Raw genomic sequence first — 25435 nt, 5'->3', positions numbered from 1 at the left:
CGACGTGCGGTCCGCCCGTCGAACCTGTTGAATGTGGAAGGTTTGTCAGGGGAGGGATCACCGATGAGCGGACTCCACCGAGAGTTCCGGAGCCACGCGGCCAGCCTGCCGCAGTCCGACGAGCGCCGCGTCGATCCGCGGGCGTTCGCCGAGGTGGCCTACCGCGTGCTGCACGATCTGGACAGCATGGAGCGTGACAGCACGCGCATGCGCATCTCCGCGGTCGCGCACGCCCTCGGCCGGGCGGTCAACGCCTCCGGCTGGCGCGCGATCCGCGACGACACGGCGGGCACCCGGCTCGAGCTGCGCTTCCAGGCGCGCGACGCCGGCCCGCACCACGACGACGGGATCCCGGTCAGCTCGGTGGTCGACGGGGTGGGGCTGCACGTGCTGATGAGCGACGCCCCCGCGGGCACCCGCGCCCGCTTCCAGGGGACGTCGGTGCGCGAGGTGCTGCTGGTCGGGGGCTACGACCCCGACGCGGTGGCCTGGGCGGTGGAGTTCTACGGCGACCAGTGGTCGGCCGACCTGCTGGAGGTGCTGCCGATGGCGTACACCCTCGTGCAGGCGGCGCTGCGCTTCCCCGGGGGCAACCGGGCCGGCGAGTTCAGCGACGGGCTGGACGAGGACGAGTCGCCGCAGCGGCTGTCACTGGTGGTCGAAGCCGATGGCGAGGGTCAGTCCCGCTAGCTGCGCCTCGAAGTAGTCGTCGGCGGCCTTGTCGGACAGCGGCAGGCGGCCGGTGGCCTCCAGCGCGACGCTGCCGTGGATCGCGGTCCAGGCGGCCAGCGCGATGCTGAACACCTTGGGGTCGACCTCGACGTCGAGCATGCCCGGGATCTCGACCTGCACCGCGATGGCCTCGCCGATCGGGTGGTTGAGCAGGTCCAGCGTGCCGTCGTCGTTGGCGTCCTGCAGCGTGCGGGCCAGCTGGCCCACGATGCGCCGCACCACGTCGTCCGGCGGGTGCTCGGTGTGCCGCTCGGGCGCGGGGCCGAAGTTGAGGGTGTAGCCGGGCACGTGGCTCATCACCCAGGTGCGGTACGCCCGCAGCTGGGCGACCCACCGGCCGCGGTGGTCGGTGCTCGGCACGACCGCGCCGGCCATGCGCACGTGCTCCAGCATCGAGGTGGCCGCGTCGTCGGCGAGCGCCTCGAGCAGGTGGGCGTGGCTGGGGAAGTAGCGGTAGAGCGCGGACGGGACGACGCCCATGTCGCGCGCGATCGCCCGCAGCGACAGCGTGGCCGCGCCCTCGCGCACCAGCCGCTCGCGCGCGATCTCCTTGACCTCCTCGACCGTCGCGAGGTGGCGTCGCTGGACCCTGGTCCTGGGGACCTCGTTGCGCCTGGTCATCGCGCAGGCCCTGCGCTCAGCTGCTCGAAGGCGCTGTCCGCTCGTCCCGATCGCACCCGAGTCGTCTCCATCCGTGATTTTCGTGCGGGCCTGTGCACCCTCAAGACTACGCGCGAAGGTGGGGGCGGTGTGACTTGCGCAGCACTTGTCAGCACGCCGCCCGCCGGAAATCGGCGCCAGGGCGGGCGATAGGCTAGCGACCGCGCTGCCGGCGTGTTCGGCCGGTGCCCGAGCGTCACCCCGCTTTCTAGGAGCCCTTCGTCCATGCAGAAGATCACGGTCAAGAACCCCATCGTCGAGCTCGACGGTGACGAGATGACGCGCATCATCTGGGCGTTCATCAAGGACCGGCTCATCCACCCCTACGTCGACGTCGACCTGAAGTACTACGACCTCGGGATCGAGAACCGCGACGCCACCGACGACCAGGTGACCGTGGACGCGGCCAAGGCCATCAAGGAGTACGGCGTCGGCGTCAAGTGCGCCACCATCACCCCCGACGAGGCGCGGGTCGAGGAGTTCGGCCTGAAGGAGATGTGGAAGAGCCCGAACGGGACGATCCGCAACATCCTCGGCGGCGTGATCTTCCGCGAGCCGATCATCATCGGCAACGTGCCGCGGCTGGTGCCGGGCTGGAAGCAGCCGATCGTCATCGGCCGTCACGCGCACGGCGACCAGTACAAGTCGCAGAACTTCAAGGTGCCGGGCGCCGGCACGGTCACGATCTCGTACGCGCCGGCTGACGGTGGCGAGGTGCAGACGTACGAGATCGCCGAGTTCGGCGACGACGGCGGCGTCGCGATGGGCATGTACAACTTCGACGACTCGATCCGCGACTTCGCGCGGGCGTCGTTCAACTACGGCCTGCAGCGCAAGTACCCCGTCTACCTGTCGACGAAGAACACGATCCTCAAGGCGTACGACGGGCAGTTCAAGGACATCTTCCAGCACGTCTTCGACACCGAGTTCAAGGACAAGTTCGACGCCGTCGGCATCACCTACGAGCACCGGCTGATCGACGACATGGTCGCCGCCGCGATGAAGTGGGAGGGCGGCTACGTCTGGGCGTGCAAGAACTACGACGGCGACGTGCAGTCCGACGTCGTCGCGCAGGGCTTCGGCTCGCTCGGCCTGATGACCTCGGTGCTGATGAGCCCCGACGGCAAGACCGTCGAGGCCGAGGCGGCGCACGGCACGGTCACCCGCCACTACCGCCAGCACCAGCAGGGCAAGGCCACCTCGACCAACCCGATCGCCTCGATCTTCGCCTGGACGCGCGGCCTCGCGCACCGCGGCAAGCTCGACGGCACCCCCGAGGTCACCCAGTTCGCCGAGACCCTGGAGCGCGTCTGCATCGAGACCGTCGAGTCCGGCAAGATGACCAAGGACCTGGCGCTGCTGATCTCGCCGGAGCAGGAGTTCCTCACCACCGAGGAGTTCCTGGCTGCGATCGACGAGAACCTGCAGAAGGCGATGGGCTGAGGCCGGCGACCGGGCACTGAGAGGACTCGAATCTGTGAGCATCACCGCTGCCATCATCGGCCAGGGTTACGTCGGCCTGCCGCTCGCGACCCGCGCCGCTGAGGTCGGGATCACGGTCGTCGGTTTCGACATCCACCCCGGACTGGTCGACCAGCTGAACTCGGGCAAGTCGCACATCGACGACGTGAGCGACGACGAGCTGGCCGCGGCGCTCGCCGCCGGCTACCGCGCGACCAGCGACGCCGGCGACCTGGCCACGGCCGACGTGGTGGTGGTCTGCGTCCCGACGCCGCTCGCCGAGGAGGGCGGCCCCGACCTGTCGGCCGTCCAGGCCGCCGCGCGCACGCTCGGTGAGCACCTCTCCGAGGGCACGACCGTCATCCTGGAGTCCACGACCTACCCGGGCACGACCGAAGAGGTCTTCGCGCCGCTGGTGCTCGGTGACCGCCTGACGCTGGACGAGAACGTGTGGATCGCCTTCTCGCCGGAGCGGGTCGACCCGGGGAACCCGACCTACGGGATCAGGAACACCCCGAAGGTCGTGGGCGGTCTCACGCCTGAGTCGACCAGGCGGGCCGTGGAGTTCTACGAGCAGTTCATCGACACGGTGGTTGAGGTCAAGGGCGCCAAAGAGGCCGAGATGGCCAAGCTGCTCGAGAACACCTTCCGCCACGTCAACATCGCCCTGGTCAACGAGATGGTCCGGTTCTGCGAGGAGCTGGACATCGACCTGTGGGACTCGATCGACGCAGCCTCGACCAAGCCCTTCGGGTTCATGCCCTTCCGGCCCGGCCCTGGGGTCGGGGGTCACTGCATCCCGGTCGACCCGTCCTACCTGTCGCACCGGGTGAAGGCCAAGCTCGGGTACGCCTTCCGCATGGTCGAGCTGGCCGAGGAGGTCAACCTCGCGGCCCCGACCTACGTGGCCGAGCGGGTGTGGCGACAGCTCAACGACCAGGGCAAGGCGGCCAAGGGCGCCAAGGTCCTGCTGGTCGGCGTCACCTACAAGCCGAACATCGCCGACATGCGAGAGACCCCGGCGGAGCCGCTCGCCGAGAAGCTGCTGTCGTGGGGCGTCGACGTGAGCTACTTCGACCCCTACGTGCCGACCTGGGAGGCCGGGGGAGTGACCATGACCTCGGCGACCGATGTCGAGAAGTCCGCGAGCGAGGCCGACCTCGTCGTCCTGCTGCAGCAGCACTCCACGATCGACCTGGACCGCGTCGTCGCCGAGGCGCCGGCCGTGCTCGACACCCGCGGCGTGCTGAACCCCGGCGACAAGGTTGTCCGCCTGTAGCGGTATAAAGCGGTCCCACGGTCACGGACGGCAGGGCCGCACTCGCCGATGAGCCCGGCACTGTTGCCCAGTTGTGGTGCGTGTTATCGGCCACTCCGGAGGGGTGCCCGCCCTCTGCCGACTCGCCAACCGACCGGCTTGCTGAGCCGCATCGTCGACCGCCGAGCCACGCGCTAGCGGGTCAGGAGTGGGGGTGCCGCACCCCTAGCGTCATCACGCTCACGGCCCCGATCTTCTCTTGCCATCAGCATGGACAGCAGGATGCCTGCGATGAGTCCATGAGTAAGGGCTGTCGTGAAGACACTGGAGTTCGCCAGCGCGATGGCCGGGACGACAAAAGTCAGCGTTGCCAGCGCATTGGGTAAGCCCTGCGTGCTGGCGTTGACCAGCCACAGCAGCACGATCAAGGCTCCACCTTCGATGGCCATGCCAAGAAACCCCAGGTTAGCGAATCCGTCTGCGAACAGGCTGGCGTTGGAGTTCATGCCCTCCCGACCAAAGTAGATCCGACCTACCATGAACGGAGGCGATTCCGTGTAGGGATAAGTCCTGAAGGACGAAAGAAATGAGTAGGCCCAGTAGCCCTTCTCCGCCTCGTCGAACACGTAGACGTAAGCCGCTGCCAGTAGCCCGGGAGTGAGCAGAAAACGTCGCACAGAGATCGAGGTCCACGTGGCCGTGCCCCGCGCTAGGTCGGCGACCATAGAGCCTAGCGCGCCGATGAACGTCCCCAGCGCGATTAGCCAACCGTAGGAAAAACGGTCCCTCCGCAGAATGGCGTAGAAGAGGATGAGTGCGGGGGTGGACAAGATAACGGACTTTAGCCCAGAGGCCGCAAAGATCACGATTTGGCCGGTGAGACCCAACAGAATGAGCGCCGTCTTGCCTCGTTGGAGGCCTCGAGCAATGACGATCGGGTTGACCACGCCAGCCTGAGTGGGAATCAGATAGCTAAGAATGGCGGCGCCTTCGAGGGCGGTGCGGTAGTCACCTCGGACGTCGTAGACGTCTAGCAGATTCGGGACGGAGGTCGGAACTCCGAATTGCGCAAAGATGAGCGTGTAAACACCGAGGCTGTAGACTGCAACCCCGGTCCAGAAGACGCCCACGGGCAATGAGATGCGCGGCAAGGTCAAGCTCAGGGGGTTTCGTCGCGCCGCCACAGTGATAGCGAGCATCACGGCGCCTGATTGGGCCGAGAGCATCGCGGCCTGGCTTGCCTCGAGTGGGCCTCCGTAGTGCGGGACGAGGATCGCAGGCAGCCCAGCAACCACAAAAAGAATCCACACGATGGTGTCCGAGGGTCGCCGCAGCTTTACGGGGAGAAGCATTGCGCACAGGCACACGATTGCAAGTGCAAGGGCGTAGGGCGCGAGCTGGGGGTCTTGGTATGAGTATCCAAGATAGTTGAATTGTGGGTAGACGATATCCCGGTACACCTTTTGCAGTACCCAAGCGAGGGCGAGACAGATCAGGGCGCTGAGAAAGCGCAGCCTCCCCGATCGGCCGGGGCTGTCCTTTTCCTGGGTTCGCATTTCAGCGGTGTCTGGCTTCAAGGCGTGTACTCTCGGTTTAGCGTGATGGCAGTTGCAATCCGCGAGGTCCGCAAACTACCCATCGCACGGGCGCATATGTCTAGTAATTCTGGCCCTGCAGTCTCTGCTGCGGCCGGCCCTCGAGGAGGGAGTCATAAAGTCGGGTAAGCGCGTCAGCCTGCGCCTCGTAGGAGAAGTCGTCGCGGACGCGCTGACGCCCTCGCGTTCCCATCCTTTCCCGCCCTGCACCGTCGTCGAGCAGTTGGTCGATCGCGTCGACGATGGATTCAATGTCGTCGGGTGACACGGGGGTTCCGTATTCAGATCCGTGCTCGCGGACCCACCTTGGGAAGTTCGAGTAGACGAACGGCCGTGCGGCGGCCATGTACTCATAGATTTTCGTCGACTTGGCATCCACATAGTTCGGCTTAGGGAGAAGAAGACACAGCCCTACGTCGAACTGAGCGATAAAGTCTGGGACGGCAGCGGGGGAGATGGGCCCGACGTAGCTGACAGATTCAGTCTTCAGCTTGTCGCGCAGGCTCTCCGGGTGGAGCTTCCCAGCCAGCAGAAGGCGCGGCTTGTGCCGCGACCTCTGTGTGGCCTCGACCATGGCCTCGAGACCCCGGTCGGAGCTGATGGCACCCACGTAACCGATCGTCGGGCGGTCACCAACCTGAGTGGACGCTGGCTCGCCCATGAGGTTCGAGACCCACGGATAGTTCTGGACAGCAACCACGGTGGGGTTTTTCGGGAACAGTGGAGCGAGTTCTGGCTCCGCGATGACGATTGCGTCCGCAAGGCGGTCTGCCGCGGCTGTCAGGGTCGACGCTGCAAGCCTGGCGAGCGGCTTGGCGGCGCGGCTCAGGTAGGCCTTGGACTCGATCTGTGCGACGAGGTTTTCGTGGGCGTCATACACGAGTTTTGCCTTGTGCGACCGGGTGAAGGTCAAGGCGGTGGGCAGGAGTTCAGGGTCATGGATGTGCACCACATCTGGTCCGATGTCTCGGAGCTTTTTCATGACCTGGGTAGCTCCAGTCGGCACGCGCCCGAGGCGTGACTTCGAAGGCTGGATGAGGTGATGGGTTATTCCGGGGACATCGGCCCGGGGAGGAGGTGCAATGAGGTGGACGTCATGCCCAGCCTCGGCAAGCGCGACCGCGTGCTTGTACGTGATTCTGTTTTCGGTCCCGGGATGCACGGTGGTGACCTGAGCAACCTTCACGCGATTTTCTCCTCTTGGGTTGTCTGAGGATCCTGGACGGCCCTGAGTACGAGCGCGCACAGGACAAGGTACACGAGCGATAGAGCAAGCGAGTAGGAGAGCATTGTCTGCACAAGAGACGCCCCGAGGATTCCGGGAATGCACAGCGAGGCAACGGCGGACAGGATGCGCAGGCTGTCCCAGCCGAGAAGTTTGAGGCTGTGGCCGGTCAGGTTCAGGACCTGTGCGAAGGGGGCGGTGCAGAACTGGGCCACTGTGCCGAAGGTGAGCGCCGCGATAAGCTGCCCCACGACTTCCCAGCTCGACCCGAAGACAGAGCCGGCCAACAAGGGAGCCAAGACTGCCGCAATGATGGCCGCCGGAATGCTGATGAGTGCCAATCCGCGTGCGGTTCTCAAGATGATTCCGCGGGCTGCGGACGTTTGGTCTCGACGGACGAGTTCGCTGACCTCCGCAACCGACGCGGAGGCCATGTTCTGGGCGACAATCTGGAGAGGGGCTGCGAATACTCGTTGCGCAAGTGCCACGAACCCCGACCCAGTCAGGCCGTAGAAAGTCCCGGCGAGCAGGACTGGGAGCTGCGAGCCCAGGCTGTTCAGAAGCGCGGATCCTCCTGCCGGAGCTGCCTGGCGCCAGGGGGTGGAGATCTGAGTTCGGGGTGCGCGTAGCAGTTGAAGGGCAGGTCTCGCCCACACCAGCCTCGGCACCAAGAATCCGGCGATGAGTGCCCACAGCGACCCGGTGAACCCAAGAGCGACGTGCACCGCGCTCATCCCAGACTGTTGCACGAAATTTCCTAGTGCGAGCCGAGAGTACTTCTTGTCTCGAGAAAGAGCGGAGGTGCCTAGCAGTTGCAAGGACCCGGCCAGGATCAGAGGCCCGATGACGAGGTAGGTACTGTTTCCCGTGACGGCAATAGCTGCCGCCACGGCGGTGACGCCAAGGGATGTAGCGATTGCGATCTTGAATCCGCGGAGTGCTAGCGCGGCGTAGGAGGAGTATTCGTGTTCGCGCAGCGCAATGATCTCTAGGCGAAGCGTGGAAACACCTATAAAAGTGGAAGCAATCGCCACCAGGAGCCCGAAAGCTCCGAAGGTGCTTGGTGAGTAGAGACGAGTGATCACCGGGGTGAGCGCCAAGGCGACCACCATTCCGGCTGCGCTGCCTACGAGGATGCGCGCTCCGCCGCGCAGAATATTAGTCACGATGCAGCTTTGCCGGTCACCGCAGCTTCGAAGTCGATGTAGAGCATGTCCCGGTCGAATCGTTGGCGACCTAGATCCGCGGACCGCTGCGCTGCCGACGTGAGTGCGTCGGGTGTCCAGCCGGCGCGCAAGTGGGCGAAGGTCTCAGCTGTGATATCTCGCGGGCACTGCCAGCCTGCGCCCTCTGCCTGGAGCAGGTCAGACAACCACCCGCCGTGGTTGAACAGGACCGGACGCGCTGCTGCCATGGCGTCGAAGACCTTGTTCAGCGAGTTGTGCGCGAGCGAGGGGTGGTCGATGAGTGAGCTCACGGCTAGGTCGGCTGCGGCGGCAAGGTCTCGGACCTGGGATCTGGGGAGCGGGCCAACGAAGACGCTGTCGCCCGGGATGCCCTGGGCCTCAAGGGCGCGACGGGCAGGGTCAAGACCGGCGCCAGCTCCCGCGACGATAAGGCGGGCGTTGCTCGGTTGAACGGCCACTGCGAGTCGTGTGAGCCATTCAGGGTCGTATCCCATCCCTAGGGATCCGGCGTAGTACAGCAGGAGTTCGTCCTGCTGTACTCCTAGACGGCGTCGTAGCGTTTGGCGGTCTGCCGAAGGTGCTGCGGCGACATCGGAGGCGTTGGGGATCATGCGCACCGGTACCGTGCTGTTCGTCTCTCGCACCCCTTCAGCCATCCACGGCGAGAGGGCAATGACTGTGTCCGCGCGTGCATAGGCGAGCCGCTCAAGCATGCGGGCTACAGGCTGTAGTGGTGCTGGGAGGTATCCAAGCTCGATGGGTACTCGTGGCCAGAGGTCTCGCACTTCGAGCACAAACCGGGCGCGGCGCAGTAGTGCCGCCGTCATGCCGGGTATGGCTACGGTCAAAGGGGTGCTCGACGCGAGGACGACGTCAGCAGGCTGCCGAGCCGCCACGGCGGTGGCCTGAAGCATGAATTTTCCGAACGAAACGAGGCGCCGAGGTACGGACATCGTGTTGTCGTACTTCGTGGCGACCTGCTCGACGTCGAAGTCACCGACGCGGTAGCTGTCTCTGGACGGACCCGCGCTGATCATGGTGACTTGGTGCCCGGAGGCCGCGAGACGTTTCGCGAACTCGAACGGGCGACCGCCGCCGGCCTCGTCGGGGCGCTTGAAATGCTGGTGGATATAGGTGATCTTCATGCCTGTTCCGGTTGGCAGAGGTGTCATCTTGCGGGCACTCCCTTGACGACCGCTTGTGCGACGACGTCCCTGACGACAACGGCGCCCGCTCCTACGACCGCTGACGCGCCGACCCTCAGGCCCTGCAGGATGGTTGCGTTTGCACCCACCATCGCCTCAGGTTCAACGGTTACCGCTCCTGATACGCATGCCTGAGGGTTCAGACGGACGTAGTCGCCCAGATAGCTGTCGTGTCCGATGGTGGCGTTCTGGTCGATGTGGACGTGACGGCCTACGCGGATCGCCGTGCTGAGGCGCGCACCCGGCGCAACCACGGTTCCAGGTCCGAGGCGAACATCTCGACCCACGGTGGCATCGGGGTGGATCAGCGTGGCCCAGCGCAGGGACGGCCAGCGCTGATCGAGTCGGCGCCTGACAGCGGCCGAGCCGATGCCGATGACCGCCTCGCATCCCGCGGGCGCCGAGTCCAACCAGGACGAGTCACCGAGCAGTGCTGCGTCCATGTCTCGCAACGCTTGCAGGTTCGATGGTGTGGGAGCGTCGTCGACGAAACCTAGGAGTTCATATGTCGGTGAGGCGCTGTTGATGGCCTCGACCAGCATGGCCACTTCGCGCCCGAAACCGCCGCAGCCCACGACGACGAACGGGGTCGTCATGACCGCAACGGCGGAGTGGGGGCGGCCCCCATGAACTCCGCCATGGTCGCGGTCCCTTCACCGGAGATGCCGTCGCGACGGAGAACCGAGCTGATCGTGGCAAGCATGATGCGAAGGTCGCCGAGGGTCGTGTGCGAGTCGACGTAGTCGACGTCGAGCGCGAACCGCTGCTCCCATGACACGGTGTTTCGCCCATTGATCTGGGCCAGTCCCGTGAGACCAGGGCGCACGTCATGCCGGCGGGCCTGGTCGGGGGAGTACCGCTCCAGGTACCGCATGAGCAGGGGGCGGGGACCAACCAGCGACATGTCGCCCTTGACCACGTTCCAGAGGGCGGGAAGCTCGTCGAGACTGGTCGCCCGCAAGCGGAGCCCGAAGGCGGTCAACCGGTCGTCGTCGGTGACCAAGCCGGCCGCTTCGTCCACGGGCAGCATCGTCCGAAACTTGACCATCTCGAACGGCTCGCCGTGCAGCCCGGGGCGGGTCTGCCGGAAGAGGACCGGTGATCCGAGCTGCCGTCGCACAGCGACAGCGACAGCTGCCTGGATCGGAAGCGACACCACGAGCGCCGGGACTCCCAGCGCCAGGTCGAGCAGGCGCTTGGTGACACGTCGCCTGGTCACCGGCGAACCCCGGTGAGATGTGCCTGCACGGCGCCGACGACGCGATCGATCTGGGCGTCGTCGAGCTCGGACCCGCTGGGAAGGGTGATCCCGCTGCGGAACAGGTCCTGGGATACGCCGTTGTCGAACATCCGGGCCTGAGCGAAGAGCGGCTGCAGGTGCATGGGCTTCCACAGGTGCCGGGCCTCGATGCCCCGTGCCGACAGGTCGGCCACGATGTCGTCCACCGAAGCGGTGTGCTGCTGGGGGTCGAGCACGATGCACGTCAGCCAGCAGTTGTCCTGCGCGTCCGAGGGGTCACCGCCTCGGCCGAGGAGCCGCACCCCGTCGATGGTCCCGAGCGTGTCGGCGTAGCGCTGCCGGATCTCACGACGCCGGGCGATCATCTCGTCCAGACGTAGCAGCTGCCCGACCCCGATCGCCGCGAGGATGTTGGAGAGCCGGTAGTTGTATCCAGTCTCGGTGTGCTCGTACCAGGCGGCCGGTTGACGCGCCTGGGTCGACAGATAGCGAGCGCGCTCGATGAGGGCGGTGTCGTTGCTCAGCAGCATGCCGCCGCCGGAGGTCGTCATGATCTTGTTGCCGTTGAACGACAGGGCTGCTGCGAGTCCGAACGCACCGGCAGCGCGGCCGGAGCGGTGCGCTCCCAGGGCTTCCGCGGCGTCCTCGATCAGCGGCAGGTCACGCCGTGCCAGCTCGGTCTCGAGCAGCGCGTTGTCCGCGCTGCGGCCGAACAGGTCCACGCTCACGACGGCAGCGATGTCAGAGCCCTCGGCGATCAGCTGGTCCACGGCGTCGAGGAGCAGCTGGGGGTCGACATTGGCATCGTCGGCGAGGGAGTCGACGAAGACCGGCTCGGCGCCGGTGTAGCGAACGGCGTTGGCCGTCGCGGCGAACGTCATGGAGGGGAGCACCACCACGCGGCCGGGGCCCGCCCCGACGTGCAGGAGGGCCAGGTGCAGCGCGGCGGTTCCGCTGGACAGCGCCAGTGCGTGCTCGACCCCGACCCTCTCGGCGACCTCATTCTCGAAGCGGTCCACCATCGGTCCGAGGGGGGCGACCCAGCCTGACCGCATGGCCTCGAGAACGAGCTCTTCCTCGACGGTCGTGACGTGTGCTCGCGACAGGTGAATGCGCTCAGGCACGCGAGATCGCCTCTCCCACAACAACTCCATTGCTCTCTCGGAGCATCCAGTCAAATGCTTCCTGCCCGCTGTCGTGGCGGGCCGTGCGGACTTCGCGGACCTGGATGGGCGGCACCGCGACGTGGTTGACGAGGGCGTGCGCCGACTGCTGGATGTTCTCACCGGGGGAGAAGAGCACCTCGGACATCTTCTCGCCGGGACGAAGCCCCGTGTAGACGATGTCGATGTCACGCTTGCCCGACATGTCGATGAGAGTCTTGGCGACGTCGACGATCTTCATCGGCTCGCCCATGTCGAGCACCATGACCTCGCCGTCGTTGCCGATCGCCGCGGCCTGCAGCACCAGCTGGCACGCCTCGGGGATGAGCATGAAGTAGCGCTCGACGTCGGGGTGGGTGACGGTGACCGGGCCGCCGCGCTCGATCTGCGCGGTGAAGGCGGTGATCACCGAGCCGCGTGAGCCGAGCACGTTGCCGAACCGGACGGAGACGTACGTGTTGTCGTCGCGGTCGGCGAAGCGAGCGGTCAGCCGCTCGGCCACGCGCTTGCTGTAGCCGAGCACGCACGTCGGGTGGGCGGCCTTGTCGGTGGAGATGTTGACGAAGGTCCCGACGCCGACGCGGTGGGCCGCCTCGAGCACGTTGAGGGTGCCGAGGATGTTGGTCTTCCAGGCCTCCATCGGGAACTGCTCGAGCAGCGTGAGGTGCTTGAGCGCCGCCGCGTGGAAGACGATCTGCGGCTGCTCGCGCTCGAACACCTCGCGCAGCGCCTCGGGGTCGCGGATGTCGCAGAGGGCCAGCGTGCCGTCGTCGAGCAGCGCGCGCCCGGTGAGGCTCATCTGCGCGGCGTGCAGTGCGGACTCGTCACGGTCGAGCAGCACCAGCTTGGCCGGCCCGAAGCGGTGGATCTGCCGGCACAGCTCCGAGCCGATCGACCCGCCGGCCCCGGTGACGAGCACCCGCTTGCCGGCGATCGACTCGGTGATCGCGCCGGCGTCGAGCTCGACGCGGCCGCGGCCGAGCAGGTCCTCCAGGTTGAGCTGGCGCAGGTCGGCACCCTTGGGCGGGCCGATCAGGTCCTGCACGGGCGGCAGCAGCAGCACCTCCAGCCCGAGCGCGCGGGCCTCCTCGCTGATGTCGAGCAGCGTCTGCCGCGAGGCGGACGGGATCGCGACCACGAGAGCCTCGGGCTCGGTCTGCTCGACCACGGTCTTGAGGCGGGTGCGGTCGCCGCGCACGCGCACGCCGTCCATCCGGAGGCGACGCTTGCGCGGGTCGTCGTCGATCAGGGCGACGGGGACGTACGGCTTGTCGCTGGCGTCGCGCACCATGGCACGGACCAGCTGTCGACCGCCCTCGCCGGCGCCGTAGACGACGACGCGCTTGCCCTGGCCGTTCTCGGTGGTGCGCCCCCAGCGGAAGCTGCGGATCACGAACCGGGTGACGAACATCCCGAGCAGCGCGAAGACGGGCGTGGCGATCGCCAGGCTCCGCGGCACGGTCGGCCAGCCGAACACGAAGACCGAGGCCGCGAGGATCAGCAGGGAGATGAGTCCCGCCCGCACCAGGTCGGAGGTCTCCTCGAAGGATCCGCGCAGGTGGTCGATGCGGTAGGGGCCGAACGCGAGGCACAGCGCGACGTGCACCACGATCGCGAGCGCCGCGAAGATCGCGAGGTCCTGGACGAGCGCCTCGGACACGGAGAAGTCGAACCGCACGAGCGCGGCGAAGGCCGTCGCGGCGGCGATGCAGACCGAGTCGGCGAGGATCCAGGCGAGCTGGATCAGGACCTCACGGCGCTTGCTGGAGGGGGTGGATTGCTTCATCTGCTGTTTCAACCCCGCCCAGGGATCGTTATAGATGCGCTCGGCATACTGGCCGCATGACTCGGCGTGGAACGGTCTTGGTGGTGTGCACGGGCAACGTGTGTCGTTCGCCGTACATCGAGCGGCGTCTGGCCGCTGAGCTCGGCGAGACGGTCGACGTCACCAGCGCCGGCACCCGCGCGCTCGTCGGCTCGCCCATCGAGCCGGGCAGCGGCAAGCTGCTCGGGGAGCTCGGCATCAGCGCCGACGACTTCGAGGCGCGCCAGCTCACGGCGGACATGGTGAGCCAGGCAGATGTCGTGCTGACGGCCACCAGGCAACATCGCGGTGCCGTGGTCAAGCTGGCGCCGCAGGGGCTGCTGCGCACGTTCGCCCTGGCCGACTTCGCCGACCTGGTGGACCTGCTGCCCGGCGGTACGGCACGTCCTGGCTTCCTCGACGAGCCCGACGACTCCACGGTGACCCGGGTGGTGCGCGCGGCGCTGCGCCAGCGCGGCAAGACCCAGCCGCGCACCGACCAGCAGGCCGAGATCGTCGACCCGATCGGCCAGTCCGCCGCGGTGTTCGCGGAGATGGGTCGGCAGATCGAGCAGGTGCTGCCGCCTGTGGTGCGTGCGCTGCGCGGCTGAGGCAGGCTCGCGCGTCACGACCCGCTCCCGGCGTCGGCCGTCGCACGGCTGCGCCGGCGTCGGCTGCGTTCCTTGGTGTCTTCGGTCTGCGGGCGGTAGTCGTAGTAGCGGTAGTCGTAGGCGCTGCGCTTCTTGCGCGGCGCGCGGTTGAGCACCACACCGAGCACGTTGGCGTTGACCTGCTCCAGCGAGTCGAGCGCGGTGTCGACCTGGTCGTCGGTGACCAGGCTGCTGCCGGAGATCAGGATGACGCCGTCGGTGAGCGCACCCAGCACGGCCGCGTCCGTCACGGGCAGCAGCGGGGGAGCGTCGATGATGACGTACGTGAACCGCTCGGCGAGCCGCGCGATGGTGTCGCGCATGGCCTGCGATCCGAGCAGCTCGCTCGGGTTGGGCGGGATTGCGCCGGCGCCGATGACGGCCAGCTGGTGCTCGCCGTACGGCTGGAGCACGTCGGCGAGGTCGACCCGCTCGATGAGCACGTCGGTGATGCCGACACCGCCCTCGAGACCGAGGTACTGCAGGAGGCGCGGGCGGCGCAGGTCGCCCTCGATGAGGCAGACCGACGCACCCGACTCGGCGATCGCCAGCGCGAGGTTGGCGGTGGTCGTCGACTTGCCCTCGCCGGCGAGCGAGGAGGTCACGACGATGCTGCGCGGGTGGTTCGCGGCGTCGAGGAACTGCAGGTTGGTGCGCAGCGAGCGGAACGCCTCGGAGCGGCTGGAGTGCGCGTCGGAGCGCACGATGAGCGGGTGCTCGGGGGCGGCCGAGTCGAACGGGATGACGCCGATCACCGGCGACTCGGTGAGCGCCTCGAGGTCTTCCTTGGTGCGCACCCGGTTGTCGAGCCGGTCGCGCAGCAGCGCCAGGCCGAGGCCGATGAGCAGACCCAGGATCAGGCCCAGGGCCAGGTTGCGCGCGGGGCGCGGGCTGACCGGGGTGGTGTCCACCGTGGGCTCGCGGACGGTGGTGACCTTGATCGGGCTCGGCTGCGTCTCCGAGACGCGCTCGATCTCCGAGATCGTCTGCGGGAACTGCTGACCCAGCGCCCGGGCGATCTGGTTGGCGCGCTCCGGCGAACGGTCGGTGACCGCGGCCTCGATGAGCACGGTGTCCGGCGGCGCCGTGGCGGTGATCTGGCTCGACAGCTCGCTCGGGTCCTCGATGTTGAGCCGCTGCGCGATCGGGTCGAGCACCTTCGGCGTCGCGATCAGCTCGGTGTAGGACTTCACCCGCTGCTGGGTGAAGGTGCCGCCCTGGGCGAGCTGGGCGTTGGTCGAGGAGTCGGCCGTCGAGACGAAGAACTGGACGGTGGACTCGTACTTCTTGGGCGTCAGCAGGGTGAGGAGCGCGGCCGCGCACAGCATCACCAGAGCGGAAGCAACGATGATGCGCCAGCGCTTGCGTACGACGCGCAGATAACTCGCCAGGTCCACGGATGTCCTTCGTGAGGGGCGTGCGAAGGTCCAGGGGTATGACCTTCGGGACGCGTGACACCGTACCCGGGCGCGGGGAGGTAAGGGCAATCGGGAGCGTGGCTGCTTACGGAACGCCGTTCACGAACGATGCCGCACCCGGGGGCCTTCCACCACACCTGTGCGGGTGGCGTGCGAGCCTGCCGCGACGCGGCTCAGCGGTAGTCGAGCCGGGACGGGTGGAACCGCTCGTCCAGAAAGATCCGGTCCTGATGCTTCAGGCAGAGCGGCTCGAAGACGTTGGCCTGCAACACATTCCAGTGGATGGGGTAGTTCGGGTTGAAGCGCTTGGCGTCTCCGGCCCCGACGTTGTCGATGCCCGGGTCGTCGCGTCCCCAGATCCCGCCAGGGTTCGTCTTCGTCAGGTCGTAGTAGTAGTCCGCCCGGCGGTTCACCTCGGCCCACCAGGCAGTCGTCAACGCCGTCTGTGGCCGGATCGCAAACGCGCCACCGGAGGGCAGGATGTCGTAGTTGCGGCGGCAGTCCCGGTCCAGCCGCGACTCACCGTCGATGCGTGCCGGCAGCCCATCTTGGCTCGCGCCGACGATCCACAGGTCAGCTCGGTCGTTGAGGATATCGATCGCGTCGGTCAGGGAACCTCGCTGCCTCTTGATGTCGGTATAGGCGCCGCCGTAGTGATGCATGAGGTAGCAACGCAGGTAGTCGCTTCGGTGGACGTACGACAGGTGCGGGTAAATCGGATGGAACGGGTGCTCGGGCAGGACGAAGGAGTCGAGGTTCTCCGCTGTCACGAGGATGACTTCCGCCTCGGGGTTGGCCGCCCGGATGCTCTCCAGGCCGGCCGCCCGGTTCGGTGACATCTCGTTGTCACCCGTCCATGCGCACCAGACCTTGCGTGGCACAGGCTGGGGGTCGACCGCGCCCCCAGAAGACTCGAACGCCAGGAAGGTGTGCGCATAACGGGCTGGGTCGAAGACGTACGGCCGACGCGCGTGCTGGTGCTCCAGGGCCGTCGACATGAGACGCAGACGCTTCCACCACCACCACTTGTGGAGGCGGTGCTTCGCGTGGCGAGCCGGATCAAGCAGAGCAGTCATCGGTGCTGCGTTCTCTTTCGCCGGTGAGGCTCAGCCCCCAGAGCCTCGGTTGGCGGCATTGTGGCTCATGCGGGGCCGAGCCGCGCCCGGATCGACCGACCCCTGACAGACTGTCGCCATGACCAACCGCAAGCCCGTCGAGTGCTGGCTCACCGACATGGACGGCGTCCTGGTGCACGAGGAGCAGGCGATTCCCGGCGCGGGCGAGTTCCTCGCCCGGCTGCAGGAGACGGGGCGTCGGTTCCTCGTGCTCACCAACAACTCGATCTACACCCCGCGCGACCTGCGGGCGCGGCTGCTGGCGTCGGGCATCGACGTGCCGGAGGAGTCGATCTGGACGTCGGCGCTGGCCACCGCGCAGTTCCTGGACGACCAGCGCGCGGGCGGGTCGGCGTACGTCCTCGGCGAGGCCGGGCTGACCACCGCGCTGCACGACGTGGGTTACGTGCTGTCCTCGCGCAAGCCGGACTACGTCGTGCTGGGGGAGACGCGCACCTACTCCTTCGAGGCCATCACCCGGGCGATCCGGCTCATCGAGGCGGGGGCGCGGTTCATCGCGACCAACCCCGACGCGACCGGGCCCTCCACCGAGGGCTCGCTGCCGGCGACCGGTTCGATCGCGGCGCTGATCACCAAGGCGACCGGCGTCGAGCCGTACTACGTCGGCAAGCCCAACCCGCTGATGATGCGCAGCGCGCTCAACCGCATCGACGCGCACAGCGAGACCACGGTGATGGTCGGTGACCGGATGGACACCGACATCGTCAGCGGTCTCGAGGCCGGGCTGCGCACGATCCTCGTGCTGTCCGGGTCCACGCAGAAGGGCGCGGTCGACCGCTTCCCCTTCGTGCCGACCCGGGTGTGCGAGTCGATCGCCGACGTGGTGCCGCTCGTCGACGAGCTGGCTCCCGGCGCCGACTCCGACGAGCCGATCGAGGTCTGAGGGCGACGGTTTGCCGACACTGCTTTTCGTCTGTGAGGGAAACGTCTGCCGTTCGCCGTTCGCCGAGCTCCTGGCGCGCAGCCTGGTCGGCGGCAGCGAGTGGCAGTTCCGCAGCGCCGGCCTCGGGGCCCTGGCCGGCTCGGCGATGGACCCGTTGATGGCGGAGCAGCTGACCCGCCGCGGTGGGGACCCGACGGGCTTCGTCGCCCGGCAGCTCACGCCCTCGCTCGCGCGCGAGGCCGACCTCGTCGTCACCATGCAACGGACGCAGCGCGAGCGAGTGATCGAGGACTTCCCGGCGCGGGCGTCGGTCACGCTGACGCTCGGGCAGCTGGCGCGCACGCTCGAACGCCTTCCGTCGGGGGAGGCCGGGCCCGACCTGGCCGGCGCGATCCGCCGGCACCGCGCGGGGGTGCGCCCCGAAGAAGACATCGCCGACCCGATGGGCAAGGGTCCCGAGGCCGCGCGAGCCTGCGCGCGGGCGCTGGACGCGGACGTACGGCGGGTGGTGGCGGGCTTGACGGCGAGCCGGTCGCGGAGTGGTCCGGCGTGATCGAGGATGTCCCGGTCGCCGTGCGGGTGCGCCTCGCGCACGGGGTCGCCCAGCGTCTCGCCGACGAGCACGGGGTGGACCTGCTGCACCTGAAGGGCCCCGCGGCCCACGCCTCGCTGCGCGACCCGGGACGGCAGAGCCTCGACGCGGACGTGCTGGTGCGCCCCGAGCACGTCGACCGGCTGCTCGACGCACTGCTGCAGCACGGCTGGGTGCGGGTCAGCGGGTTCGACGAGGGGTCGGCCTTCGGTCACGCCTTCAACCTGCGGCACGAATACCTCGGGCTGCTCGACCTCCACCGCAGCTGGCCGGGGTTCGGCATCGACGCCACCGAGGCGTTCGACCGGCTCTGGCGCGACGCGACCCGCATCGAGCTGGCCCACGTGCCCTGCCCCGTGCCCGCCGTGCCGGCGCAACGGTTCATCCTGCTGCTGCACGCGGCCCGCAGCGGCGGCATGGCGGTCGAGGACCACACCCGCACCTGGCTCGACGCGAGCGACGCGGAGCGCGCACAGGTGCGGTCGCTGGCCCGCGAGTTCGACGCCGAGGTGGCGCTCGCCGCGGCCACCGGGGAGCTCGAGCAGTTCCGCCACCACCCCGACTACCGCCTCTGGCGGCACTTCTCCGAGCGCGACCCCAACCGGTTCCACGAGTGGGCGGGCCGGTTCCAGTCCGCGCGCGGGCCGGTCGCCAAGGCGCGGGTGGCGCGCGCGTTCGTCTCGGTCAACCCCGATCTTCTGCGCGAAGACCTGGGCCGCGAGCCCACCCGGGCCGACTACGCCCGGGCCAATCTGCACCGCCTCAGGACAGCGTTCTCGCAGGCCGGTATCCTTGCCCGCCGGGGTCTAAAGAGGGGGAGAGCATGACCTGGAAGACCCCGGACGACGTCGTCTGGCACGGTGACGAAGAGGTCGCCTACGCGGTCCATGCCGACGGGGGGCCGGTGCACGTGCTGTCGACCACGGCCTACCTCGTGTGGGACGCGGCGCTCGGCAAGCACACGCCCGACGAGGTCGTCGACGAGGTGAGCCAGGCACTCGACCAAGCCCCCGACCTGATCCGCGCCGACGTCCAGACCTGCCTGACCGAGCTCACCGCCGTGGGCCTGCTGGAGAACACCACCCCGGGAGCACCGTGACCATCCTCGACCTGATCCGACTGCTGCGCCGATCGTGGCTCAGCGTGGCCGTCGGCCTGATGATCGGCCTCATCCTCGCGGCGGCCTACACGCTCACCCGGCCGACGACGTACGTCGCCGAGTCGCGCGGCGTGGTCGTCGCCGGCAGCACCATCTCGGTCGGCGACACCATGTCCGGTGACACGGTGACCGTCAGCCGCGCATCGATGTACGCCTCGCTGGTCAACACCAGCGCGGTCGCCCAGCGGGCCGACCGCACGCTCGCGTCGCAGGGAATCACCCGTGACGGCACCGTCACAGCCACGGCGTCCGAGGGGTCGCCCTTCATCAACGTGACCGCCCAGGCGCCCACGGCGCGGGACGCACAGGCGCTGGCCAACGCGACGCTCTCCGCCCTCCGCGTGGAGGCGCTCCGGCTCGAGACCTTCGGCCGCACCCAGGGGCGAGAGACGTCCGAGGAGCAGATGCGGGGGATGACCAGCATCAACGTGCTGGCCTACGAACCGGCCGCGCTGCCGTCCTCGCCGGTGCGTCCGGGCGTGATCCGCAACCTCATCCTCGGCGGTCTCGCCGGCGCCATCCTCGGCGGGCTGATCGCGTTCGGTCGCCGCGCGCTGGACGCGCGGATCCGCAGCCAGGAGCAGGTCGAGCTGCTCACCGGCAAGGCGGTGCTCGGTGTCGTCCCCGAGACGAAGTCGCTGAAGGTCCGCAAGGGCCAGGCGTCGAAGCGGGTCAGCGGTGCCGCCGGCGAAGCGCTGCGCCAGCTGCGCACGAACCTGCGCTTCGTCAGCGTCGACGCTCCGCCGCGGTCGGTGGTCGTCACCTCACCGGCCCCGGGCGACGGCAAATCGACCATCGCCGCGCAGCTCGCCCGCCTCATGGCAGTGGCCGGGCAGCCGGTCGTGCTCATCGACTGCGACCTGCGCCGCCCCACCCAGGGCGACCAGTTCAACGTCGACTCCGGGGTGGGCGTCACCCAGGTGCTCGCCGGGGACGTGCCGCTCGAGGAGGCGCTGGTCGAGTCGGGCACCCGCGGCCTGCAGATCCTGCCCGCGGGGCGCATCCCGCCGAACCCGTCCGAGCTCGTGGGCTCCAACGCGATGCACCGGCTCATCGAGCGACTGGCGGCCGACCACATGGTCATCATCGACGCGCCGCCCGTGCTCGCCGTGACCGACGGCGCGCTCCTCAGCGCTGCTGCCGACGGCACGATCCTGGTCACCCGCCTCGGCCGGACGCACCGGGCCGCGCTCGAGCAGAGCACCAAGCTGCTCGACCAGACGAAGGCGCGACTGCTCGGGGTGGTCCTCAACGCGGCCTCGAAGCGGTCGTTGACCGACTCGGCCTACAGCTACACCGGCTACACCGGCTACTACAAGGACTACTACGCCGCCGCCGAGCCCGAGCAGCAGTCGCCCGAGCGGTCTCGCGCCGACGACGTCGAGGACGCCGAGCCGACCAGCAGCCGGGCAGCGCGCAAGCGGCGACGGAGCAAGAACACGGTGGGCTGAGGTGACCCTCGCGACGCCGACCCAGCCGAGCGGAGCCACGGTGGCCACCGCGTCGGCCAAGCCTCGGTGGCTGGAGCGAAGCAGCGCCTACTGGGCGCGGGTCAATGCCATCGACTTCGCGCTCGGCGCGTTGCTCGTGCTCAACAACTACACGATCGGTCCGGCCCCGTTCGGCGTCGTGCTCTCCGGACTGATCATCGCGGTGGCCGCGTTCCGGCGACCCACGGTGCACGTGCGGTGGGGAGGTGTGCTCTATCTGCTCGGGTCGGCGGTCTTCGGCTACCTGATCCTGGTGTCCATCGACCAGGGGCAGCCTTGGGCGCAGCGCAGCTTCCGCTTCTTCCTGATCCTGACCGTGGCCGCGGTCGTCGCGCAGCGGCGCATCGACCCGATGTCGTTCTTCGCCGGAGCGGCCATCTCGCCGCTGTTCAACGCCCTCGCCTTCTACGCCGGCGTGGCGCCGAACAACTACCCGCCCTACCTCAGCGGGTTCTACAACGACAAGAACGTCGCCGGCTTCTACTACGCGCTCATCGGGATCCTGGGGCTGCTCGCGGTCCCGCGACGCTGGACGGTCCCGTGGCTGGCCCTGTCGAGCGCCCTGCTGTTCCTCACCGGCTCGCGCACGTCGATGATGGCGTTCGCCCTGGCCGTGGCGTGGCTGCTGCTGCGCAACCGTCTCGGCATGACGTTCCGGCTGGCAGCGGCGGCCGCCGGGGTGTGGATGGCGATCTTCATCGAGACGCAGTTCGCACAGATCGGAGTCTTCTCCGACCGGGTGGGCACCGACTGGTACCGCGAGCAGATCGACGCTGCCACGGAGGTCAAGGTCGGCTACACCCCGCCGACCGGTCTGGGCCTCAACCAGGGGTTCGTCATCCTCCAGGGTGGTCGGCGAGCCTTCATGCACGACTCCTACGCCCAGGCGTTCGTCGAGGGTGGCTACGTCTTCCTCTACGCGACGATCTTGGCGTTCGGCGTCCTGGCGCTGGGGCCCCTCAGCCGGAGGGTGACTGTGCCGAGGCCCCTGCTGGTCGCAGAGGCGGCGACCGTCGTGATCCTCGTGTGCGGGTGGAAGCTCGGTGAGGTGTTCATGACGACGGGCGCCTTCATCGTGCTCGGTCTGGCCATCGGCGCGCGGTTCGGCGAAGAGCCGCGGCTGGCCGATCGATGGTGGGCTGCGCCATGAGCAACAAGCTCGCCCGGCTCCTGGTCGAGAAGCGCGCCGGCCTGCGCTATCGCCTGGCACAGCTCGGCATGCCCGTCATGCGGGCTGCCTTCGGCGGTATCGGTGCCGGCACCGTCGTGGTCTCACCCCTCATGCTCATGGGGGTCGAGCGCATCAGCATCGGCAGCGGCGTGCTCGTGCGCGACGGTGCGTGGCTCGCCACCGAGGGCGCGGGCAGCAGCCTCGTCATCGGTGACGGCTGCTACATCGGTCACCGCGTGCACCTGCACTCGATCGACCCGGTCGAGCTCGGCCGGCGGTGCGTGCTGGCCGACAACGTCATGGTGACCAGCACCGACCACGAGCGGGCCGACCGGCACGGCGTGCACGGGACCGGGGCCGTCACGATCGGCGACGACGTCTTTCTGGGTCAGAACGTCGTCGTGCTCGGCGGCGTCCAGATCGGTGACGGCGCCACGGTGGCGGCGGGTGCGGTGGTGGTGTCCGACGTGCCGGCAGGAGCCGTCGTCGGCGGTGTCCCGGCCAAGCAGCTGCGGAGCCGGTCGGCATGAGCCGGCTGCTCGTGGTCGCGCCCGGGTTCCACGGGTACGGCGACTCCATTGGTGACGCGCTGTCGCGGCGCGGCTACGACGTGGCCGTGCACCGCTACGACGCCGTGGACTCCCGCGCACGCAAGGCCTGGAACAAGCTCGCCTTCGAGCTGCCGGCGAAGGTCCGGGGGAACGGCGCGCTGGTCCAGTCGGCTTCCTACGCCACCGACCGTGCCATCGCGCGGATGCGGCAGTTCCGGCCGGACATCGTGCTGGTCGTCCGGGGCGACCTGCTGACCCCGGCCTTCTGGGACGAGGCCTCGTCCGGCGGGAGGAAGGTCGCGGTCTGGCTCTACGACGAGCTGCGGCGGATGACGTACGACCCCGCCGACCTCGCCCAGGTCGCCCGCATCGCGACCTACAGCAGTGGCGACGCAGAAGCGTTGCGCGAGAAGGGAATCCCCGCGCTGCACGTGCGGACCGGGTTCGACGACCGCAAGGTTCCGGCAGCCACGAGCGAGGCGGACGGGCTGGTCAGCTTCGTCGGTGCGCCGCTGCCGAACCGGACCGCCGCGCTGAGCGCGATGCACCAGGCTGGGCTTCCGGTCCACGCATGGGGCCGCGGGTGGTCGGACCACCCGATCGACCGGGCGCGCACCTGGCGGCTGCGACCGAACCCGTTGCCCAACTCGCGCGACGTCCCCTACGACCAGGCGCTCGCGATCATGCGGGACAGCGCCGCGACGCTGAACGTGCACGGCGACCAGGACGGCTTCACCATGCGCACCTACGAGGCCAGCGCGGTCGGTGGTGTGCAGCTCATCGACCGGCCCGACGTCAGCGAGCTCTACGAGCCCGGGCGGGAGATCCTGGTCTTCTCCGGTCACGACGAACTGGTGGACGTCGCGCGGCGGGTCGTCGAGCATCCCGGCGAGTTCGTCGAGCTGCGACGCCGGGCGCGGCAGCGCACGCTGGCCGAGCACACGATGGTGCAGCGGGTGAAGGAGCTGGAGCGGCTGTGGTGACGAACGCGTCTGTGGCAGTGATCATCCCGCACTTCGGTGACCCTGCCCCGACTCAGCTGCTCGTTCGGCAGCTCAACGACCAAAGGGGCAGCGACTGCCGGGTCATCGTCGTGGACGACGCGTCTCCGGTCCCCTTTCCCAGCGGGGAAGGTTTCGAGGTGGTGCGGCGGCAGACGAACGGTGGGTTCGGGTCTGCGGTGAACTCGGGGCTCGCCGTCGTCGATGAGGACGCGGTGCTGGTGCTCAACAGCGATGTCCAGGTCGAGCCCCACTTCGTCTCCGACCTGCTGGCGGCAGCCGACCCGTGGTGGCCAGCCGTGCTGTCCGTGCAGGTCCGTCAGCAACGTGACTTGTGCGTCACGCGGTTGTGGCCCACGCCGCGCCAGCACGTCGTCGAGTGGCTTGAGCCCCTTGCCCGCTTCCACGGTCGGCCGTGGCTGGAGCGAGCGCTCGGCAACGACGTCGCCGGCTGGTCCTCGCCCTCCGTGGCCGTCACGGACTGGGCGGTCGGGGTGTGCCTGCTGATGCCGACGGATGACGTCCAGGCGGTCGGCGGGTTCGACGAGCGGTTCTTCATGAACAGCGAGGAGATCGACCTGCAGCGGCGTCTCCACGAGGAGCGCGGACTGCCCGTCGTCGTCTTGCCGTCCCCGACGCTCGAGCACGAGGGCGGGGGGTCGTCCGACCCGCTCCGCCGGGCTGGCTGGGTCGTCGACTCCCGGTTCCGCTACCAGCAGAAGTGGGGTTCGCCGACAGCTCTGCGCGTGGGGTTGATGGCGGCGAGTCTGGTCAATCTCGGCTGGAACGGCGCCCGTCGCCTGGCCGGGCGAGATGTCCAGCCGTTGTCGGGGTTCCGCAGCCAGCGGGCGGTCATCCAGCACGGCTGGGCGACACGTCGTGAGGGAGAATCCTCCGCGGAGGTGAACGCGAATGACGCCTAGTCCGCGCGTGTGCGTGGCGAGCGGTGGTGACGAGGTGCGCTATCGCTCGTACGTCAACCACAAGGTTTTCGCCGGTCTTCACGGGTTCACCCATCACATCGGGATCGGCCTGGCCCCGGGCGTGGACACCGTCTATTACTACAAGTTCGAGCTGGTCCGAGAGATCCTGCCGCACTTCGACTGGGTCCTCTATCTGGACGACGACGTCTACGTCACCGACCTGCAGAGCCGGACCGTGGAAGAGCTGATCGCTGAGGCGACGGACAACGATGCGTTCCTCGTGCTCGCCGAAGGGCCGCGAGAACCGGACGACACCTGGACCCGGGTCAACAGCGGTGTGCTGCTCCTGCGCAACGACCCACGCACCTTCGCCTTCCTCGATGCGGCGCAGACCCGGGACCTCGAGGAGATCAGATCGGACTGGTCCGAGACTGACGAGGGGCTGTACACCTTCGGCGATCAAGACGCGATCTGGCGCACGATCCGCGACAACCCGGAATTCACCGAGGGCGTGACCATCGTCGGTCACCGTCGGCTCAACTCTCGGGCCCACTACTACGACGGCGACCTGAGCGACGCCTTCGCAGTGCACTTCTGCGGCCCCGGCGACAAACCGCTCAAGGTGGCCCGTTTCGGCCGCCGATTCGGCATGGGACAAGAGCTGGTGCCCGAGGGGCTGCTCGATCGATTCTCGGTCCGCCGTCGCGAAGAGATGCCACGCCGCGAGATGGTCGGTCGCGAGGTCGCGCTCCTGGGGCGCGCGGCGCGCAAGCGCGTGCGACGCAAGATCGCGTTCGTCCGAGAGACCGGTCGGTGGAAGTGAGCCGCACTGCGGAATCAGGCAGGAGCGCGTCCGCCCGGGCAGCCCGGTTCGCCCGCTTTCACGCCCTGAAGGGGCTGGACGCCTGGCGGGCGAACGGCCGCCATCGGA

Annotated in this window: 25 protein-coding genes; 14 read left to right on the top strand and 11 right to left on the bottom strand. The window is 68.3% G+C overall.

Going from position 1 to position 25435, the window contains the following annotated elements; genetic code table 11:
* Positions 1 to 63 precede the first annotated feature (63 nt).
* A complete protein-coding gene (locus FB554_RS11220; RefSeq protein WP_142006120.1) occupies positions 64 to 690 on the top strand; it encodes a hypothetical protein in 627 nt (208 codons plus the stop codon).
* Here FB554_RS11220 and FB554_RS11215 read toward each other — a convergent pair.
* Positions 649 to 1353: a TetR/AcrR family transcriptional regulator gene (locus FB554_RS11215; protein ID WP_142006118.1), complete on the bottom strand. Its 705-nt coding sequence runs from the start codon at positions 1351 to 1353 to the stop codon at positions 649 to 651. The two genes, FB554_RS11220 and FB554_RS11215, sit on opposite strands and share 42 nt — an antisense overlap.
* 264 nt (positions 1354 to 1617) lie before the next feature.
* Between FB554_RS11215 and FB554_RS11210 the strand changes: the two genes are divergently transcribed.
* Both FB554_RS11210 and FB554_RS11205 read left to right on the top strand, forming a co-directional pair.
* Positions 1618 to 2835, top strand: a complete 1218-nt coding sequence (locus FB554_RS11210; protein ID WP_142006116.1) for an NADP-dependent isocitrate dehydrogenase — start codon at positions 1618 to 1620, stop codon at positions 2833 to 2835.
* A gap of 34 nt (positions 2836 to 2869) precedes the next feature.
* Complete coding sequence (locus FB554_RS11205; protein ID WP_142006114.1) at positions 2870 to 4132, top strand: nucleotide sugar dehydrogenase; 1263 nt, start codon at positions 2870 to 2872, stop codon at positions 4130 to 4132.
* A gap of 173 nt (positions 4133 to 4305) precedes the next feature.
* Here FB554_RS11205 and FB554_RS11200 read toward each other — a convergent pair whose 3' ends face one another.
* From FB554_RS11200 to FB554_RS11160, 8 genes are all read right to left on the bottom strand, one after another.
* On the bottom strand, positions 4306 to 5688 hold the full coding sequence (locus tag FB554_RS11200) for a hypothetical protein (protein WP_142006112.1): 1383 nt from the start codon (positions 5686 to 5688) through the stop codon (positions 4306 to 4308).
* A 79-nt stretch (positions 5689 to 5767) separates the two neighbouring features.
* A complete protein-coding gene (locus tag FB554_RS17145) occupies positions 5768 to 6892 on the bottom strand; it encodes a glycosyltransferase family 4 protein (RefSeq protein WP_170206856.1) in 1125 nt (374 codons plus the stop codon).
* On the bottom strand, positions 6889 to 8097 hold the full coding sequence (locus FB554_RS11185) for a lipopolysaccharide biosynthesis protein (RefSeq protein ID WP_142006110.1): 1209 nt from the start codon (positions 8095 to 8097) through the stop codon (positions 6889 to 6891). Before FB554_RS11185 ends, FB554_RS17145 begins: the two co-directional genes overlap by 4 nt.
* Positions 8094 to 9263, bottom strand: coding sequence for a glycosyltransferase family 4 protein (locus tag FB554_RS11180; protein ID WP_170206855.1), 1170 nt, complete (start codon positions 9261 to 9263; stop codon positions 8094 to 8096). Before FB554_RS11180 ends, FB554_RS11185 begins: the two co-directional genes overlap by 4 nt.
* A gap of 23 nt (positions 9264 to 9286) precedes the next feature.
* Complete coding sequence (locus tag FB554_RS11175; RefSeq protein WP_142006106.1) at positions 9287 to 9919, bottom strand: NeuD/PglB/VioB family sugar acetyltransferase; 633 nt, start codon at positions 9917 to 9919, stop codon at positions 9287 to 9289.
* Positions 9916 to 10542, bottom strand: a complete 627-nt coding sequence (locus FB554_RS11170) for a sugar transferase (protein WP_142006104.1) — start codon at positions 10540 to 10542, stop codon at positions 9916 to 9918. Before FB554_RS11170 ends, FB554_RS11175 begins: the two co-directional genes overlap by 4 nt.
* Positions 10539 to 11687, bottom strand: a complete 1149-nt coding sequence (locus FB554_RS11165) for an aminotransferase class I/II-fold pyridoxal phosphate-dependent enzyme (RefSeq protein ID WP_211344581.1) — start codon at positions 11685 to 11687, stop codon at positions 10539 to 10541. The genes FB554_RS11170 and FB554_RS11165 overlap by 4 nt, the downstream gene beginning before the upstream one ends.
* Positions 11680 to 13512 (bottom strand): polysaccharide biosynthesis protein, encoded by a 1833-nt coding sequence (locus FB554_RS11160; protein ID WP_142006100.1) that lies wholly within the window; start codon positions 13510 to 13512, stop codon positions 11680 to 11682. The genes FB554_RS11165 and FB554_RS11160 overlap by 8 nt, the downstream gene beginning before the upstream one ends.
* 56 nt (positions 13513 to 13568) lie before the next feature.
* On the opposite strand from FB554_RS11160, the gene FB554_RS11155 reads away from it, so the two are divergent.
* The gene (locus tag FB554_RS11155; protein ID WP_142006098.1) at positions 13569 to 14141 is read left to right on the top strand and encodes an arsenate reductase/protein-tyrosine-phosphatase family protein; all 573 of its coding nucleotides are present in this window, start codon (positions 13569 to 13571) and stop codon (positions 14139 to 14141) included.
* Positions 14142 to 14155: 14 nt separating this feature from the next.
* Here FB554_RS11155 and FB554_RS11150 read toward each other — a convergent pair whose 3' ends face one another.
* Together FB554_RS11150 and FB554_RS11145 are read right to left on the bottom strand one after the other, a co-directional pair.
* Entirely contained in the window at positions 14156 to 15577 is a 1422-nt protein-coding gene (locus FB554_RS11150) for a tyrosine-protein kinase domain-containing protein (RefSeq protein ID WP_142006096.1), read from the bottom strand.
* A gap of 194 nt (positions 15578 to 15771) precedes the next feature.
* Positions 15772 to 16674 (bottom strand): glycosyltransferase, encoded by a 903-nt coding sequence (locus FB554_RS11145; RefSeq protein WP_142006095.1) that lies wholly within the window; start codon positions 16672 to 16674, stop codon positions 15772 to 15774.
* Between the two features lie 118 nt (positions 16675 to 16792).
* On the opposite strand from FB554_RS11145, the gene FB554_RS11140 reads away from it, so the two are divergent.
* The 10 genes from FB554_RS11140 to FB554_RS11095 are packed head-to-tail and all read left to right on the top strand — an operon-like array spanning position 16793 to position 25327.
* Positions 16793 to 17617 (top strand): HAD-IIA family hydrolase, encoded by an 825-nt coding sequence (locus tag FB554_RS11140; protein WP_142006093.1) that lies wholly within the window; start codon positions 16793 to 16795, stop codon positions 17615 to 17617.
* 10 nt (positions 17618 to 17627) lie between these two features.
* Positions 17628 to 18170 (top strand): arsenate reductase/protein-tyrosine-phosphatase family protein, encoded by a 543-nt coding sequence (locus tag FB554_RS11135; RefSeq protein WP_142006091.1) that lies wholly within the window; start codon positions 17628 to 17630, stop codon positions 18168 to 18170.
* Positions 18167 to 19036: a nucleotidyltransferase family protein gene (locus FB554_RS17140; RefSeq protein WP_170206854.1), complete on the top strand. Its 870-nt coding sequence runs from the start codon at positions 18167 to 18169 to the stop codon at positions 19034 to 19036. Before FB554_RS11135 ends, FB554_RS17140 begins: the two co-directional genes overlap by 4 nt.
* Positions 19033 to 19308, top strand: a complete 276-nt coding sequence (locus FB554_RS11125; RefSeq protein WP_142006089.1) for a PqqD family protein — start codon at positions 19033 to 19035, stop codon at positions 19306 to 19308. The genes FB554_RS17140 and FB554_RS11125 overlap by 4 nt, the downstream gene beginning before the upstream one ends.
* Positions 19305 to 20819 (top strand): tyrosine-protein kinase domain-containing protein, encoded by a 1515-nt coding sequence (locus FB554_RS11120; RefSeq protein WP_142006087.1) that lies wholly within the window; start codon positions 19305 to 19307, stop codon positions 20817 to 20819. The genes FB554_RS11125 and FB554_RS11120 overlap by 4 nt, the downstream gene beginning before the upstream one ends.
* A 1-nt stretch (position 20820) precedes the next feature.
* Entirely contained in the window at positions 20821 to 22008 is a 1188-nt protein-coding gene (locus FB554_RS11115) for a zinc ABC transporter permease (protein ID WP_142006085.1), read from the top strand.
* Positions 22005 to 22559 (top strand): acyltransferase, encoded by a 555-nt coding sequence (locus FB554_RS17135; RefSeq protein ID WP_170206853.1) that lies wholly within the window; start codon positions 22005 to 22007, stop codon positions 22557 to 22559. The genes FB554_RS11115 and FB554_RS17135 overlap by 4 nt, the downstream gene beginning before the upstream one ends.
* A complete protein-coding gene (locus tag FB554_RS11105) occupies positions 22556 to 23563 on the top strand; it encodes a CgeB family protein (RefSeq protein WP_142006083.1) in 1008 nt (335 codons plus the stop codon). The genes FB554_RS17135 and FB554_RS11105 overlap by 4 nt, the downstream gene beginning before the upstream one ends.
* 11 nt (positions 23564 to 23574) lie before the next feature.
* Positions 23575 to 24504, top strand: a complete 930-nt coding sequence (locus FB554_RS11100; protein ID WP_170206852.1) for a glycosyltransferase family 2 protein — start codon at positions 23575 to 23577, stop codon at positions 24502 to 24504.
* A 7-nt stretch (positions 24505 to 24511) separates the two neighbouring features.
* Positions 24512 to 25327, top strand: a complete 816-nt coding sequence (locus FB554_RS11095; RefSeq protein WP_170206851.1) for a glycosyltransferase family protein — start codon at positions 24512 to 24514, stop codon at positions 25325 to 25327.
* Positions 25328 to 25435: the final 108 nt, after the last annotated feature.

It is taken from the genome of Barrientosiimonas humi (assembly GCF_006716095.1).
Lineage (GTDB): Bacteria > Actinomycetota > Actinomycetes > Actinomycetales > Dermatophilaceae > Barrientosiimonas > Barrientosiimonas humi.
The sequence above is the reverse complement of the archived record's forward strand: the minus strand, read 5'-3'. Positions and strand labels throughout refer to the sequence as shown.